The 16,331-nt window shown below is 73.5% G+C and carries 11 protein-coding genes; 6 read left to right on the top strand and 5 right to left on the bottom strand.

Annotated features, from left to right (window positions below):
• Positions 1-9 precede the first annotated feature (9 nt).
• The 3 genes from AC07FV_RS03475 (at position 10) to AC07FV_RS03465 (ending at position 5,325) form a co-directional block, all read left to right on the top strand.
• A complete protein-coding gene (locus tag AC07FV_RS03475) occupies positions 10-4,425 on the top strand; it encodes an nSTAND1 domain-containing NTPase (protein ID WP_479084320.1) in 4,416 nt (1,471 codons plus the stop codon).
• Between the two features lie 38 nt (positions 4,426-4,463).
• Entirely contained in the window at positions 4,464-4,712 is a 249-nt protein-coding gene (locus AC07FV_RS03470; protein ID WP_479084318.1) for a hypothetical protein, read from the top strand.
• A gap of 388 nt (positions 4,713-5,100) precedes the next feature.
• Positions 5,101-5,325 carry a hypothetical protein gene (locus tag AC07FV_RS03465; RefSeq protein ID WP_479084317.1) on the top strand — a complete coding sequence of 75 codons (225 nt, stop codon included), beginning with the start codon at positions 5,101-5,103 and terminating at the stop codon, positions 5,323-5,325.
• Between the two features lie 37 nt (positions 5,326-5,362).
• Here AC07FV_RS03465 and AC07FV_RS03460 read toward each other — a convergent pair whose 3' ends face one another.
• The 4 genes from AC07FV_RS03460 to AC07FV_RS03445 form a co-directional block, all read right to left on the bottom strand.
• Positions 5,363-5,572 (bottom strand): DUF397 domain-containing protein, encoded by a 210-nt coding sequence (locus AC07FV_RS03460; protein ID WP_479084316.1) that lies wholly within the window; start codon positions 5,570-5,572, stop codon positions 5,363-5,365.
• Positions 5,569-6,423 (bottom strand): helix-turn-helix domain-containing protein, encoded by an 855-nt coding sequence (locus AC07FV_RS03455; RefSeq protein WP_479084314.1) that lies wholly within the window; start codon positions 6,421-6,423, stop codon positions 5,569-5,571. The genes AC07FV_RS03460 and AC07FV_RS03455 overlap by 4 nt, the downstream gene beginning before the upstream one ends.
• A gap of 112 nt (positions 6,424-6,535) precedes the next feature.
• Complete coding sequence (locus AC07FV_RS03450; protein WP_479084312.1) at positions 6,536-7,762, bottom strand: MFS transporter; 1,227 nt, start codon at positions 7,760-7,762, stop codon at positions 6,536-6,538.
• A 146-nt stretch (positions 7,763-7,908) separates the two neighbouring features.
• Positions 7,909-8,961, bottom strand: coding sequence for an endonuclease/exonuclease/phosphatase family protein (locus AC07FV_RS03445; RefSeq protein ID WP_479084310.1), 1,053 nt, complete (start codon positions 8,959-8,961; stop codon positions 7,909-7,911).
• A gap of 325 nt (positions 8,962-9,286) precedes the next feature.
• On the opposite strand from AC07FV_RS03445, the gene panB reads away from it, so the two are divergent.
• The 3 genes from panB (at position 9,287) to AC07FV_RS03430 (ending at position 12,177) form a co-directional block, all read left to right on the top strand.
• The gene (gene panB / locus AC07FV_RS03440; RefSeq protein ID WP_479084308.1) at positions 9,287-10,159 is read left to right on the top strand and encodes a 3-methyl-2-oxobutanoate hydroxymethyltransferase; all 873 of its coding nucleotides are present in this window, start codon (positions 9,287-9,289) and stop codon (positions 10,157-10,159) included.
• A gap of 183 nt (positions 10,160-10,342) precedes the next feature.
• Positions 10,343-11,368, top strand: coding sequence for an ATP-binding cassette domain-containing protein (locus AC07FV_RS03435; protein ID WP_383648420.1), 1,026 nt, complete (start codon positions 10,343-10,345; stop codon positions 11,366-11,368).
• Positions 11,365-12,177, top strand: a complete 813-nt coding sequence (locus AC07FV_RS03430; RefSeq protein ID WP_356611491.1) for an ABC transporter permease — start codon at positions 11,365-11,367, stop codon at positions 12,175-12,177. The genes AC07FV_RS03435 and AC07FV_RS03430 overlap by 4 nt, the downstream gene beginning before the upstream one ends.
• A gap of 11 nt (positions 12,178-12,188) precedes the next feature.
• Here AC07FV_RS03430 and AC07FV_RS03425 read toward each other — a convergent pair whose 3' ends face one another.
• Positions 12,189-16,274 carry an AfsR/SARP family transcriptional regulator gene (locus AC07FV_RS03425; RefSeq protein WP_479084306.1) on the bottom strand — a complete coding sequence of 1,362 codons (4,086 nt, stop codon included), beginning with the start codon at positions 16,272-16,274 and terminating at the stop codon, positions 12,189-12,191.
• Positions 16,275-16,331: the final 57 nt, after the last annotated feature.

Below are 16,331 nucleotides of genomic sequence, written 5' to 3'. Positions count from 1 at the left end.
GGAGGCCCCGTGTACGACCAGGACGAGTCCGGCCGACCCGTGATCCGTGCCGGGCACAGCGCACCCGAGGACGCCGACACCCTCCTCGCCGCCGGGACGGTCCGCCTCCGCGACGGGCACGGCGACTCCGCCGGGACCGGCTTCCTCGTCGGCGACGGACTGGTCCTCACCTGCGCCCATGTGGTGTGTGACGCGCTCGGCAAGCCCCGCGACACCGAGGTGCCCCCCGGCGCCCGGGTCACCCTCGACCTGCCGCTCCTGACCGGTGCGGGGCCGCCTGCGCAGGACATCGAGGCGGAGGTGGCGCACTGGGTGCCGATCCGGGAGGACCGGGGCGGTGACGTGGCCGTGCTCCGGCTGCTGGCGGCGGCACCGGGGGCGCGCCCGCTGCCCACCAGCCTGTCCCGGCGCCTGTGGGAACACGGGTCCCGCATCGTGGGCTTCGCCGGCGCCTCGGACCGGCCCGTCTGGCAGCGGGGCAGTCTCCTCGGGCCCGCCGGGAAGGGCTGGGTGCAACTGTCCCGGGCCGACGGGCAGACGGTCCGTGTCACCGCCGGCTTCAGCGGCAGTCCGGTTTGGGACAACGCTCTGGGTGCCGTCGTCGGCATGATCGTGGCCGCGGAGCCGGCCCGCGACGACCAGCAGGCATACATGCTGCACCTCGGGGCGCTCGCCGAGGAGATCCCCGCTCTCGCCGACGCTCTGGTGGCACCGACTCCCTTCCGTGGCCTGGAGCCCTTCCGCGAGGAGGACAGCGATGTCTTCTTCGGCCGGGAGGAGGACACCGAGACCGTGGTCAGGGCACTGCGCGGTGACCACGCGGCGGTGACCCTGTGCGGGCCCTCAGGGTGCGGCAAGTCCTCCCTCGCCCTCGCCGGGGTGGCGCCGGTGATGCGCCGGGCCGGCCACGAAGTGGTGGTCGTCAACTGCGGCCGCACCTCCCGTCCCGTGGGCGCCGTGGCGGTCGAGCTCCTCGAACTGGCACGCCAGGAGCGGTTCGGACCCCCGCGTGCCCTCGGCGTCGACCAGGTCGCGGCCTGGCTGACCGACGCGGGACTCGCGGACACCGTCCACCGCCTCACCGGAAGGGCCACCACCGACCTCCTCGTCGTGCTGGACCAGGCGGAGGCTCTGCTCGACCTGCCCGAGGGGGACCTCACGGCCCTCCTGTCGTTGCTCTTCCCCGACCGGCGCACCGCCGGGATGCGGGTGCTGCTCACGCTGCGCGCCGACTTCGTCGACGCGGTCCTCAGCCATGACCATCTCGGCCCGGCGCTGAAACGGGGAGCCGTCCTGCCGCTGACCCCGATGACCCGGGAGCAGCTGCACACCGTCATCACTCGCCCCGTGGACCGCGTCCCCGGCGTCTCCTACGAACCGGGGTTGGCCCGCCGCATCCTCGACGACGCCGGCAGTGAGCCCGGTGCTCTGCCCCTGCTCTCCTTCGTCCTGCGGCACCTGTGGGAGGAGCAGTCGGGCGGACGCCTGCGGGTCGACGCGTACGAGAGGGCCGGCGGCGTCTCCGGCGCGCTGCGCAGGCACGCGGAGGAGGCATGGCGGAAGTACGTCCTGTCCGTGCCCGGGACCGGCTCCCCGAGCCCCGCGGACACCTCGGACGGCCCCGACCTCACGGACACCGTCACGCAGGCGCGGCGGCTGCTCGCCGGACTGGTGCGCGTGGTGCCGGGCAGTGGCGCGCCCGCGCTGCGGCGCGTACTGACCCGTGCGGAGGCCGGCGAGCAGCGCTGGCGTCTGGCCGTGTCGTTCGCCGGGAAGGAAGAGCGTCTCCTGGTGCTCCACGGCGGGGCGGGAGTACCGGAGAGTGCGGAACTCGCCCATGAGGCCCTCATCACGGCTTGGCCGACGCTGTCCGACGTCGTGCGCGAGGACCGGGACTTCCTCGCCGCCCGCACGGAGTTGCAGCACGACCGGGAACGCTGGGAGAGGGAGGGTCGTGCCGACGAGCTGCTGCCGCGAGGTGCCCATCTCGCCTCCCTCGAGAGTCGTCTCGCGGGGCGCACCGGCGAGCTGACGGCGGCCGAGACCGACTTCCTCGCCGTTGCCGACGCGCAACGCCGTGCGGTGCAGCTACGGCGCCGTGCCCGGCAGAGGCGCGTCCGATGGGCCTGGACGGCCGGTGGCCTCGCGCTGTTGCTCATCGCCGCCTTGAGCGTCTTCTTCGTCCAGGAGTCCCGGGTGAGCAGGGAACGGGCGGCGGAGGGCCGCTCCAGGACGCTGGCCGTGCAGGCGGACGAACTGGCCGCGGCCAACCCCGCCCAGGCCGCACTGGCCGCGATCGCGGGTTACGACATCTCTCCGACGCAGGAGGCCCGCAACGCGCTGATGCGACGGTACGCGGAGATGATGAAGGCGAGTTGGGTACTGTCCGGACTGGACTCGAACATCGGCCAGGCGAGCATGAGCGCGGACGGCAAGGTGACCCTGGTGATCACTGAGGGCGGCCGCGCGACTCTGTTCCTCCGCTCCGACGACGGACGAGTGCGCCAGGAGAACCTGCGGCTGGGCCAGAAGGTCCGCAACCCCCAGGTGAGCGGCGACGGCCGCAGGATCGCCTATGTGCGCGAAGCGGACGCGCTCCTCGCCTGGCACGAGGTGACCACGTCAGGGAAGCACCTGACAGGCCGACCCCACCTGCTCCGGCACGCACAGGCACGGGACGAGGAGGGCAAGCTCCTCGTGGCCAAAGGACTCCGGTTCTCTCCCGACTCGCGGTTCCTGGTGGAGTCCTCCCGGGTGCCCGAAGGCCTGCCCCTCATGGTCTGGGACCTCTCCAGCGGCCGTTCCCACGAAGTCCCGGGGGCCATCACCGACGTGAACTGGATCTGGTTCGGCCCGGACAGCGGAACCCTGGTCGCGTGGAGGGGGCAGAAATCCGAACTCAGCGGGGGAGGGCGCTCCTCCCTGCTGGCCATCGATGTCGCCACCGGCTCCGTCCGCGAGTTGGCCCATGACTTCTACTCCATTCCCGAGGTGTCCTGGGACGGGAGAACGGCCGTCGTCTGCCACAAGCAGGGCGAAGACGTCCGCCGTTTCCAGGCCATCCGGGTGTCGGACGGCGGAATGCTCAGGAGCCAGGGGCTCAAACTGTCGTCCTGCATGAAGCCGGAGTTCGACACGGCCGGTCGCCATTTCGTCGTCGAGGGGCCCGGATCGGACGAATGGTCCCGTATCGCCGTCCACGGTGACGCCGCGCCCGAACGACTGGTGCCCCGTCAGCAACTTTCCACGTCCATCGGCGTCGAACGCCTGCCCCTCCTGACGTCCGGGTCGGAGACCGTGATGCCGTTCGCCGCCGACCGCACGGTCACGGGCGTCACCATGACCGTCGGCCCTTCCCACCCGGCACACGGGTACCCGGTGCTGCTCGGAGACGGTGACCGGATGCTGGTCCGCACCGACGGCGGCAAGGCGCTCCGCATCGTGGAGACGAAGCCCGGGGCCCGCACCCTCGCCCGGGCCGAGACTCACGGAACACCGCCTCCCGAGGGGCAGCCCCTCTTCACCGACAAGGGCGAAACGCTGGCGGCGGACCTCTCGGACGGCAGGAGGGTCACAGTCCGCGCCCTGCCCTCCCTGCGACGGCTCAGCAGCTTCGCCGTGTCCGCACCGCCCCCCGACGAGGTGACCGGAGAACCTGGCACGATCGACGTCATGCTCCAGGGCGACGACAGGGTGGTGACTCTCTCGGGTTCGGTTCTCGAGTACTGGGATGCTCGGAAAGGGCGCCGCCTCTCCTCCGCCGTGAAGCTGCCGAGCCTCGGGCTCAGCAGCGCCGAAGCCCCGCACTTCTTCCTGGGGACCCATCCGGACCCGGCACACGTCACGGTGACGGTGCAGGGCGAGCCCGAGGTGCACACCATCGACCTGCGGACAGGAAGGGAGGACAGGAAGCAGCGTTTCGAACTCGCCGACGACCTGCTCACCGCGGAGTATCTGCCGGACCGGCGCTACATGGCGGTCCTCACCACCGGCAGGATCGTCGAGATCTGGTCCGTTGAGAAGGGTATGTCGCCGAGAAAGGTGTTGGGGCCGTTCGGACCGCTCGAGGAGGGGCGCTGGACCATGGGGTCCCCCGGCGGATCCCAGTTCTTCCTCGCCTACGAGGGCACGATGGTGCGCCTCCGGGCCGATGATCCGGAACACCGGGACACCTTCGTGTTCTCGAAGATCCAGCGGTTCCTGGACGCCACCAAGGACGGCGGGACCCTGCTGAGCATGCCGGTGCGGGGTGCGTTCGACTTCCCGTCCGACTCCGGAAGCACGTTGACACTCTTCCGGCTCGACCCCGCGCTCTGGAAGGAGCACCTCTGCGGCGTCGTCGACCGTGAACTTACAGCCGACGAACGCACGGCCCTCTCCGGCGAACTGCCGGAGAGGATCTGCCCCGATCCCGCACGTGAGTGAGGAAGCAGGTCCCCTGTCTCACCGGGTATACGGTCACCATGACGGAGCGACAGCGGCCCGGGGGTGGGGCCGGGCGTTCGTGGCACCGACGCCGGGGTGCGCACTGGTCGGCCGTGTCGGCCTACGTGCTTGTCGTGGTGGGACTCGCGGCCGCATTCTGGCACTGGGTGAGGGGCAGGTCCTGGGACGACTCGCTGGCCTTCGCCCTGACGGTGACGATGTCCGTGATCGGCAGTCAGTGGGCAGCCGCGGTCATCCGGCGGAAGGCCGGTCGCGGTGACGGTTGACCGTCGGGTGTGGCAGGGGGTGCGCCCGACCCGTACGGGAGGACGCCGACCGACGCTGAACCTCCCTGGGACCTGCACACCGTTCATCGCTCGGGCGCAGGGGGCGGGCGTTCCGCGCCCGGGGGCCGCCGGCCGGGCGCGTCCCGGTCTCCGGGAGCCTCGAAACCGGTGGGAAGCGTGAAAGACGCGGGGCCTTTCGCCGACCGCGTGCGCACACGGTAAACCCGCGGGGCCCGCCGTCAACGGTGCGCGGAGGGGCGGCGGCCCCCACCGTGCTTTGATCGGTGCGCGGCACGCCGGTGTCCCATCCCCCACTCCCCATCCCGGAACGCGGGCGTGCGCATCTCACCGCTCCCCCATTTTCTTCGGCACGAGAGGAAGACCTGCCATGAACCTCGTCCCCCAGGTCGACACGGCTGACATCTCCGACGCGGACCTGGACCAGGTGTCCGGCGGCCTCACCGTCAGCACGGCGCTCATCACGGGCGGCGGCGCCGTCGGTGCGGGTCTCTACGCGGAGGCCGGCCCGTTCGCCGTCAGCGCCGGCCTGGGCGCCGCGGCACCGCTCGCCGACGGCGCGGCGCCGGGCCACGTGCACACCACCATGGTCTGACCTGCACGACCGAGCCCCGGACCACCGCGTCCGGGGCTCACCCCTTGCCGGTAACGCCCACGAACGCGGCCCACACGGCCGGGCGCACGACGAGGCGGGGGCCGGCGGGGCGCTTGGAGTCGCGGACGTGGACGGTGGCGGGGGTTATCGCGACCTCGACGCAGTCGTTGCCGTCTCCGCTGCTGCTGTAGCTGCTCCTGAACCAGGCAGGCTCGGGAACGTCCGGGGCTGCGGTGATGCGGATCATGACTCTCCAAGCATCTGTTCGATGACGGCCCTCGACTCTCGGGGCGTGAGAGCCTGGGCCCGGATCATGCCATAGCGCAGTTCGAGGACTCTGAGCTGCTTCGGATCGGTCACCGGCCGCCCGGCGAAGGCCCCCTCGGAGCGCCCCACCGCGGTGCCGTCGGGGAACTTCAGTACCTCGATCAGACCGCCCGTTCCGACGTGCTCCTCACAGGCGGTCGGCATCACCTGGATCGAGACATGCCGCAACTCCCCGACTTCCAGCAGGCGTTCGAGTTGCCTACGCCACACCATTCTGCCTCCGACCGGGCGGCGGAGCGTCGCTTCCTCCTGGACGAAGCTGAGGGTGGGCGCCGGTGACCGCTCGAAAACCGAACGCCGGGCCGACCGCGCGGCCACCATGCGCTCCGTCTCCTCCTCGGTGTACGCCGGCAGCCACGCGTCGAACAGCGCACGCATGTGGGCCTCGGTCTGCAACAGGCCGTGGACGTTGTGCGTGCTGTACAGCCCGATCTCGACCGCCCCGGCCTCCAGCTTCGCCAATTCCCGGACCCGCTTGGGGTACCGGACCCGGGCCACGTCCTCCCACATCGCCGCGAGCAGCCCGCCCGCCCCCAGCACCTCATCGGCCCGCTCCAGGTACTCCCGGCGGGGAATACGCTTCCCGCCCTCGACCTTGTAGACCAGGTCCTCCCCGTACCCCACCGCCGTCCCGAAGTCCCCGGCCCGCATCCCCGCCGCCTCGCGCCGCAGCTTCAGCTGCCGCCCGACGGTGGCGACGACCGCCACGCCCCACTCGTCGTCCGGGTCGACTTCCCACCCCGGCTCGTCCGCCTCGCCGTTCACCGGCATCCCGCACCCCTCCGCCGTACGCGTCCTGTCGCGACGGGCGACACGTTAGGGGCACGGGGAGGGGTGGGCGGTGGAATCGCGGCGGACGTACTCCGACGGGTGAGGCCCGGCGTCACCGCCGTACGGCCTCCGCCGCCTCCGGCACGTGCCCCGCGACCACGCGCTCGCGCCCGTGTACCGCAGCGGCAGCGCCCCGGCGCCGGTCGACCGCGTACGCCGCGCCCGCGACGCCCACGCCGAGGACGGCCAGGGCCGCGCCCGCCGTCGCCGGGGACGTGGTGCCCAGGCCCGCCGCGAGGGCGAGGCCGCCGATCCAGGCGCCGCCGGCGTTGGCGAGGTTGAAGGCGGCCTGGTTGGCCGAGGAGGCGAGGGAGGGGGCCGCGGCGGCCTTCTCCATCACCATCAGCTGGAGGGGGGAGCCGGTGAGGAAGGCGGCCATGCCCAGGAGGGCGACCGCGACGGCCGCCGTGACCTCGGTGCGCATCAGCAGCGGGAAGAGGGCGAGGACCACCACCAGGGAGGCCAGGCCGCTGAAGAGGGTGCCCCGCAGGGAGTGGTCGGCGAGGCGGCCGCCCAGCAGGTTGCCCGCGGTGGCGCCGACGCCGAACAGGGCCAGCAGCAGCGTCACGCTGGCCTCGGCGAAGCCTGCGGCGTCCGTGAGCATCGGTGTGATGTAGCTGTAGGCGGCGAAGAGCGCGCCGAAGCCCGCGACGGTGGTGCCGAGGGCGAGCCAGACGGGCAGGGAGCGCAGGGCGGCCAGTTCGCCGCGGAGCCCCGTGGCGGGGGCGGGGGCGTGGTCGCGCGGGATCAGGACCGCGAGGGCCGCTATCGCCGCGACGCCGATCGCGCTCACGCCGAGGAAGGTGGCCCGCCAGCCGAGCTGCTGGCCCATGGCGGTGGCCGCGGGCACGCCGACGATGTTGGCGACCGTCAGTCCCAGGAACATCAGGGAGACGGAGCGGGCCTTGCGTTCCGGCGCCACCATGCCGGTGGCGACGACGGCGCCGACGCCGAAGAAGGCGCCGTGCGGCAGACCGCTGACGAAGCGGGCGGCGAGGAGGGAGACCTCGCCGGGGGCGAACGCGGACAGCGCATTGCCGGCCACGAAGAGGGCCATCAGCGCGATCAGCACCGTGCGGCGGGACATCCGCGCGGTCGCCGCCGCGAGCAGCGGGGCGCCGATGACGACGCCGAGCGCGTACGCCGAGACCAGGTGGCCGGCGCTGGGGATGGAGATGTCCAGGTCGTCCGCGACGTCGGGCAGCAGGCCCATCATCACGAACTCGGTGGTACCGATGCCGAAGGCGCCCACGGCAAGGGCGAGCAGGGCCAGGGGCATGAAGGGGACTCGCCTTTCGAGCGGAGGTGTGCGTACGGGACTGCTTCGCTATGTTCCCGTACGGAACAAAGCCTCTCAGGGCGAGTATTCCGCGAGGTGACGGACGGGTGTCCGGCAGCTTCCCAAACGGCGCTGACCTGGGGCTTTCAGGATGCCGTTGTGTCGACCCTCACACGCGCGGCGATGGGCAGGTGGTCGCTGCCGGTCGCCGGCAGGGTCCAGCTGGTCTCCGGTTCGACGCCGGTGACCAGGATCTGGTCGATGCGGGCCATCGGGAAGGACGCCGGCCAGCTGAAGCCGAAGCCGTCGCCCACGGCGCCCTGCGGGGAGCGCATCTGGGAGGTGATGGCGGTGAGCGCGCGGTCGTTCATGGTGCCGTTGAGGTCGCCGAGCAGGATCTTGCGGGGCAGCTTCTCGTCGGCGATGGCCTCGCCGAGGGCGTCGGCGCTCTTGTCGCGCTGCCGGGCAGTGAAACCCGCCTCCAGCTTCACCCGTACGGACGGCAGGTGGGCGACGTACACCGCGACCGGCCCGGAGGGCGTGGCGACGGTGGCCCGCATAGCGCGCTTCCAGCCGAGTCGGATGTCGACGGCCTTCACGTCGCTCACCGGGTACTTGCTCCACAGCCCGACGGTGCCGACCACCGCGTGGTGCCGGTACTTCGACGCCAGCGCCTTCTCGTACGTCGGCACGGCGGACGCCTTCAGCTCCTCCAGCGCCAGCACGTCCGCGCCGGCGGCGGCCACGGCACGGGCGGTGCCGGCCGGGTCGGCGTTGTCGGCGTTGACGTTGTGGGTGGCCACCGTGAGGTCGCCGCCGGTACCGGTCTTGTCGAAGAGGAGGCCGCCGAAGAGGTTCAGCCACACCGACACCGGCAGGACCAGCGCGATCAGCGCCGTCGCCGACTTCCGCGCGAGGGCGATCACCAGCAGGATCGGGATCAGCAGACCGAACCACGGCAGGAAGGTCTCCGTGAGGCTGCCGAGGTTCCCGATGGCGTTCGGGATGTGCGAGTGGGCCGCCATGACGACGGCCAGGAGGATCGCCACCGCGGCCGTGACCAGGCCCCGGCGCCAGATCCGCCGGTCGCCCCGCCAGCCGGTGACCGCCCGCTCCCACAGGCGCCGAAGCCGGGTTCCCCGGTGCTCGGGCCCCGAGCCGCCGTTGTCCGTCTCCGTCATGTACGCCTGCTGCGCCATACCGTCGCCTCACTGCCTGCCGTGCACACCGTCGCTCCCCCCGTGACTCAGCACCCTAGGGGATGATCGGGTCCGATCCTGCCGTCCTGAGACGGCCGTACGGGCACGAGGACGTACGAGTCGCCGTCCGGAGTTCCGAACGGAGTCGAGACGGGCGGCTCTGTGACACAACGAGCACATTCGCACCCCCTCTTCACGGGCTCTCCACGGGCGCGGCACCCCGTGACGAGGGTCCCCTAGCCGCCGGGACGCGGAAGGTGCCACCATGGAGGGGATCCGGGGACGCCGTGAGGGCGCCTCGAGATGACATGAAGGAGCCGTTGCCATGACGCAGCTTTCGGCTGCCCCCACCCCGCAGCGCCCCGCCGACGGGAGCAAGGCGCTGTACGGGGGCAAGAGCAACCGCCGCATCACCGTCCGGGACATCACCGCCGCCAAGGAGCGCGGCGAGAAGTGGCCCATGCTCACCGCGTACGACGCGATGACCGCGTCCGTCTTCGACGAGGCCGGCATCCCGGTCATGCTCGTCGGCGACTCCGCGGGCAACTGCCACCTCGGCTACGAGTCCACCGTGCCCGTCACCCTGGACGAGATGACCATGCTCTCGGCCGCGGTGGTCCGGGGCACCGGCCGCGCCCTGATCGTCGGCGACCTGCCCTTCGGTTCCTACCAGGAGGGCCCGGTGCAGGCGCTGCGCTCGGCGACCCGGCTGGTCAAGGAGGCCGGGGTGGGGGCGGTCAAGCTGGAGGGCGGCGAGCGCTCGCACCGGCAGATCGAGCTGCTGGTGGAGTCCGGCATCCCCGTGATGGCCCACATCGGCCTCACCCCGCAGTCCGTGAACGCCATGGGCTACCGCGTCCAGGGGCGCGGCGAGGAGGCGGCCCAGCAGCTGCTGCGCGACGCCAAGGCGGTGCAGGACGCGGGCGCCTTCGCGGTCGTCCTGGAGCTGGTCCCGGCCGAGCTGGCCGCCGAGGTGACGCGGACGCTGCACATCCCGACCGTGGGGATCGGCGCGGGCGCGGAGACGGACGCCCAGGTGCTGGTGTGGACCGACATGCTCGGGCTGACCGGCGGCCGGGTGCCGAAGTTCGTGAAGAAGTACGCCGACCTGCGCCAGGTCATCGGCGACGCGGCGAAGGCCTTCGCCGACGACGTCGTCGGCGGAACGTTCCCGCAGGAGGAGCACTCCGTCCACTGAGCCACCGCGGTACGACACCGGCCCCGCCGATCTTCCCCCGTCGGCGGGGCCGGTGCTTTTCGGCGTACCGGCCGGTGTCCGTCCGTACGCTGCCGGCGTGTTGTCGGCGTGCTGTCGGCGGGGCGGGGCGGCTGTCGGTGGGATGTCGGCGGTTTGTCGGCGGGGGCTGACAACGTCGTCGGCATGAAGCGAATCGACGACAACCCCCGGGCCGCGGGCAGCGCGGTCACCGTGCGGGGGCTGGTCAAGCACTACGGCGAGACCAAGGCGCTGGACGGCGTCGACCTGGACGTGCGCGAGGGCACCGTGATGGGTGTGCTCGGGCCGAACGGCGCCGGCAAGACGACCCTCGTCCGCATCCTGTCCACCCTGATCACCCCCGACGCGGGCACGGCGCACGTCGCCGGCTACGACGTCGTACGCCAGCCGCGCCAGCTGCGGCGGGTCATAGGACTGACCGGGCAGTACGCGTCCGTGGACGAGAAGCTCCCCGGCTGGGAGAACCTGTACATGATCGGCCGGCTGCTCGACCTGTCCCGCAGGGACGCGCGCGCCCGGGCCGACGCGCTGCTGGAGCGGTTCTCCCTCACCGAGGCCGGCAAGCGCCCCGCGCACACCTACTCGGGCGGCATGCGGCGCCGTCTCGACCTGGCGGCCTCCATGATCGGGCACCCGGCCGTGCTCTACCTGGACGAGCCCACCACCGGCCTGGACCCGCGTACCCGCAACGAGGTGTGGGACGAGGTCAAGCGCATGGTCGGCGACGGCGTCACCGTGCTGCTCACCACCCAGTACATGGAGGAGGCCGAGCAGCTCGCCTCGGAGCTGACCGTCGTCGACCGCGGCAAGGTCATCGCGAACGGCGGCATCGAGCAGCTGAAGGCCAAGGTCGGCGGGCGCACGCTGCGGGTCCGTCCGGCCGACCCGCTGCACCTGCGCCCGCTCGCCGCCCACCTGGACGAACTGGGCATCACCGGCCTCGCCGACACCACGGTGGACGCTGAGCGCGGGGCCGTCCTGGTGCCGATCCTCAGCGACGAACAGCTGACCGCCGTGGTCGGCGCGGTCACCGCGCGCGGCATCACGCTCGCCTCCGTCACCACCGAACTGCCCAGCCTGGACGAGGTCTTCCTGTCCCTCACCGGCCACCGCGCCAGTGCCCCGCAGGACCCCGCGCCCACCGACGCCCGCGAGGAGGTCGCCGTATGAGCGCCGCCACCCTGACCACCACCGACGACGCCCGCATCTCCGTGCGCGGGCACGTACGGCACACCGGCGCCCTGGTCCGCCGCAACCTGCTGTGGATCCGGCAGGACCCGGAGTCGATGTTCGACGCCCTGCTGATGCCGGTCGTCTTCACCCTGCTGTTCGTGTACGTCTTCGGCGGGTCGATCGGCCAGGCGCTGGGCGGCGGGCAGGACGGCTACGTGCAGTACGTCATCCCTGGCATGATCGCCATGATGAGCATGACGCTGTCGCAGGGCGTCGGCACCGGCTTCAGCCAGGACTTCAACTCCGGTGTCATGGACCGCTTCCGGTCCCTGCCCATCGGACGCGGCTCCGTGCTCTTCGCGAAGATCGCGGTGGAGATGCTGCGGATGCTGTTCGCGACCACGGTGCTGATGATCGTCGCCGTCCTGGTCGGTTTCGACATCGTCCACTGGGGCGGTCTGTTCGCCGCCGTGGGCCTGTCGGCGGTGTTCGCCTCGTCGATCATGTGGGTGTTCCTCACCCTGGGCGTGATCCTGAAGAACGCGCAGTCCGTGCAGGCGATGGGGTTCATGGTGCTGTTCCCGCTCCAGTTCGGCTCGTCGATCTTCGCGCCGACGCAGTCGATGCCGGGCTGGTTGCAGGCCTTCACCGACTACAACCCGCTCTCCACGCTCGCCGACGCGGCGCGCGGGCTGATGGTGGGCGGCCCGGTCGCGCACGACCTGTGGATCACGCTCGGCTGGTCGGTGGCGATCACCGCGGTGATGGCGCCGGTCGCCATCCACAAGTTCCGTACGAAGACCTGACCCGGCCCGGGTCACACGAGGGCGACGGCCTCCTCCACGGTGAGGCCGCCGCCCTCGGCGTACGCGGCCTCGTACGCGTCGTCGCCGAGCGCCTCGCGGACCCTGGCGGCGGCGCGCTCGCGCGCGTCCCGCTCCATCCCCACCTCGACGTGGTCCGGCGACAGCATCGCGTCGGCCGCGCCGAGGCAGCGTGCCGCGTCGACGGCCCGGCGCCCGCCGTCCACGCGGGCCATCGCCATCGCGGCGATGGTGAGGTACGAGGAGCGCATGTGCGGGGCGATGGCCGCGGAGAGCGGATCGTCGGCCCGCTCCAGCGACTTGCGCACCTTGACCAGGCTCTCCTCGTGCCGGCCCTCCAGGGTGGCGACCCACGCTTCCGCGGCGAAGATGAAGGCGTCGAAGACGACGAAGTGGGAGATGGCGAAGTCCCGGCGCAGCAGCCGCAACTGCTCGCCCGCCTCGACGGTCCGCCCGGTCATGCCGAGCCGGCCGGCGAGGAAGAGCCGGGCCGCCGGCATGGCGCCGTTGTGCCCCGCGCCCTCGGTCCGGTCGATCACGGCGCGCAGGACGCGCTCGCCCTCCTCGGCCTCCCCGGCCTCCATCAGCGCGCTGCCGAGGCGGGCGTCCAGGACGTCGACCTGGGCGTGCGCGCCGAGTCGTTCGGCCTCTTCCCCGGCGGCCCGGTAGTCGGCGGCGGCGAGCCGGAACTCGCCCTTGCGTTCCCTGGCCTCGGCGCGGGCGGCGAGTGCCTCGGCGGTGCCCCAGGCGTCGCCGAGGCGGTGGTAGATCTCCAGCGCCTCGTCGGCGTCACGGGCCGCGTCGCCCGCCCAGTCGGTGCGGTTGGCGAGGAAGTTGGCGCGCATCTGGAGGCTGCCGGCCAGGCCCCACTCGAACCCCGGCGTCTCACGGCAGGTGCGCACGGTGGCGTCCATGATCTCGCGCAGCCGCTCCATGTCGCCGGAGAGCATCACGGCGAAGAACCAGAGCAGCCCGGGCGGTGTGCAGGTCTGGGGCATGCCCGGTTCGTACGTCTCGGCGATGACCCGCAGCTTCCGTTTGGCCTCCGGTTTCTGCCAGGCCTCCAGCTCGGTGTCCATGCACGCGAGGTGGGCCAGGTGGACGCCGCGCCGGGCCTCGGCGAGCACCTCACCGGTCAGCGGGGGCGGGGTGGCCGTGCACCGCTCCCAGACCGGCTCGGCCCGGCGGACCGGCTCGGCGAAGGGGTCCGGGCCGAGCCGCATGACCTCGCTGAACCAGTTCCGCGCCTCCACGCGCAGGTCGCGCATCTGCCAGTACCAGACCAGCGACAGCGACAGGCTCAGCGCCTCCTGCTCGTCGCGCTCGGCGACGGCGTGGCGCAGCGCGGTGCGCAGGTTCTCGTACTCGCGCTCCAGCCGCTCGACGGCGGCGAGCTGCCGCGGTCCCCGCAGCAACGGGTCGGTGGTCCGGGCGAGTTCGCGGTAGTGGGTGAGGTGGGCGCGCTCGGCGGCGGCGCGGCCGCCGGTCTCGTCGAGGCGTTCGCCGGCGTACTCGGCGACGGTCTCCAGGAGCCGGTAGCGCATGCCGTCGCCGGGGGACGGCGCGGCCACGACCAGCGACTTGTCGACGAGGGAGCCGAGGGCGTCCAGGGCCGCGGGCCCGCACACGGCCTCGGCGGCGGTGAGGTCGCAGCCGCCGGCGAAGACGGACAGGCGCCGCAGGACGTCCCTCTCCTCCTCGTCGAGCAGGTCCCAGGACCAGTCGACGACCGCGCGCAGCGTCTGCTGGCGGGGCAGCACGGTGCGACTGCCGGAGGTGAGCAGGCGGAAGCGGTCGTCGAGGCGGTCGGCGATCTGGCGCGGGGTCAGCATGCGCAGCCGGGCCGCGGCCAGCTCGATCGCCAGCGGCAGGCCGTCGAGGCGGCGGCAGATCTCGGCGCAGGCCGCCGCGGTCTCCTCGTCGGCGTCGGTGCGGAAGCCGGGGCGGGCGGCGGCACCGCGGTCGGCGAGCAGGCGCAGCGCGGCCGGTTCCGGCAGCGGCTCCACCGGGCGCAGCGACTCCCCTGGCACGCCGAGGGGTTCGCGGCTGGTGGCGAGGATCGTCAGGCCCGGGCAGCGGGCGAGGAGTTCCTCGGCGAGCCGGGCGGCGGCCTCGACGACGTGCTCGCAGTTGTCGAGGACGATCAGCATGCGGCGCCGGCCGCAGTGCTCGACGAGGCGTTCCACGGCGGTCGCCTGGCGGTCGGTGGCGGCGACCGCGCGCATCTCCTCGGCGCCGGCGCCGTACAGGACGGTCTCGCGGGCGCCGAGGGCGGTGAGGACGGCCTCCGGTACGGCGCCGGGGTCGTCGACGGGGGCGAGTTCGGCGAGCCAGGCGCCGTCCGGCGCGGTGTCCCCGACGCCCTCGGCGGCCTCCAGCGACAGCCGGGTCTTGCCGGCGCCGCCCGGCCCGAGCAGGGTGACGAGACGGGCGGTCGCCAGGTCGCCGCGCAGCGCCTCCAGGTCGGCGTCCCGCCCGACGAAGGAGGTGAGCCGGGCGCGCAGGTTGCCCCGGCGCCGCGGCGCGGAGGGGCCTGAGGCCGGAGCGACCCGGCCCGCGGCATCCGCCTCGGACGCGGGGGACGCCGGGGGTGCCGGGGGTGCCGGGGATGCGAGGGACGCCGGGGACGCGGCGGACGGCGCGCCGGGGGCAGCCGTCGCGGGCCCCGCGGAGGCCGCAGGCCCCCCGGGTGCGCCGGGCGCCGCCGGGCTGGCCGGACCGGCCGCGCCCCTGGGACCGCCGGGCGTCACCGACGGCGCGGGGTCGCCGGGCACCCCCGGGCTCACCGGACCGTCGGGATCCCCGGGACCGCCGGCCTGCTCAGGCGCACCGGGCCCCACGGCCCCCGCCGCGCCCCCGGACGACTGAGGCGTGCCGGGCCCTGCGGCCCATGGCGCACCCCCGGACAGCTCAGGCGCACCGGGCCCCACGGCCCCCGCCGCGCCCCCGGGCGGTACGGGCGCACCGGCCTTCGTCGGACCGCCGGTGTCCCCCGCGGGTGGAGCGGGCTGCCCGGTGTCTCCGGGCCTCGCGGGTGGAGCGGGCTGCCCGGTGTCTCCGGGCCTCGCGGGTGGAGCGGGCTGCCCGGGGCCACCGGGAGCCGCCCCGGGCGCACCCGGCCGCCTCGGACCGTCAGGTCCTCCAGGGCCCGTGGGTCCGACGGGGGTTCCCGGCGCGCCGGGGGCCCGGCCCCGCGCCGTCCCCGCGCTCCCCGCCGTCCCCGCGGAGGGTACGCGCCCGTCGGGGCTCACGGGGCCCCCGGGGCTCGCACGGTGCTGCCCGGTAACCGCCGGCCCTCCCCCGGGCGCGGAGCGAACCGGTGGCGCAGGGCGGAGCAACCGCTCGTGCAGGGAGCGCAGTTCCGGTCCCGGGTCGGTGCCGAGCCGGTCCGCGAGGTGGCGGCGTACGGCCTCGTAGGCGGCCAGGGCCTCGGCGGTGCGGCCGGTGTCGCGCAGGGCGCGCAGCCGCAGGGCCTGGAGCGGCTCGTCCAGGGGACGGCCGTCGCAGAGCGCGGTCAGCTCGGGCAGCGACTGCTCGGCCTGTCCGAGGTCCAGGGCGGCGGTGTGCCGGGCGCGCAGCACGTCCAGGTGCCGGGTGTCCCAGCGGGCCGCCTCGGCGGTTCGGTCGGGCAGGTCGGCGAGGGCGGGGCCGCGCCACAGGCCGAGGGCGTCGTCCAGTACGGCGGCCGCCTTGCCGGGGTCCCCGTCGGCGAGGGCGCGGGAGCCCTCGGCGGCCAGCCGGTCGAAGCGGTGCAGGTCGATGTCCTCGGGGGCGGCGGTGAGCCGGTAGCCGCCGTCGGCCGAGACGACCGCCTCCGCGCCGAGCGTCCGGCGCAGCCGCCCGACCAGCGCCTGGAGCGCGCCCGGCGCGTCGGCCGGCGGGTCGCCGTCCCACACCTCCTCCACCAGCAGCGCCGCGGGCACGGCTCGGCCGGGGCGCAGGGCGAGCACCGTCAGCAGCGCGCGCAGCCGCGCCCCGCCGACCGGGACGGCGGTGCCGTCGGGGCGGAGTGCCTGGGTGGTGCCGAGGATGCGGTAGCGCACGGGACCATTGTCCCTGGTGCCGTGGCGGCCGGTCATGGGGTTTCCGCGGCGCGGCGCGGGGCACGGGAACCGGCGACCGGCCCCGGGACGTTC

It is taken from the genome of Streptomyces sp. NPDC045956, from assembly GCF_056430705.1.
Note: the sequence above shows the minus strand (reverse complement) of the source record. Positions and strands in the feature narration are given on the sequence as shown.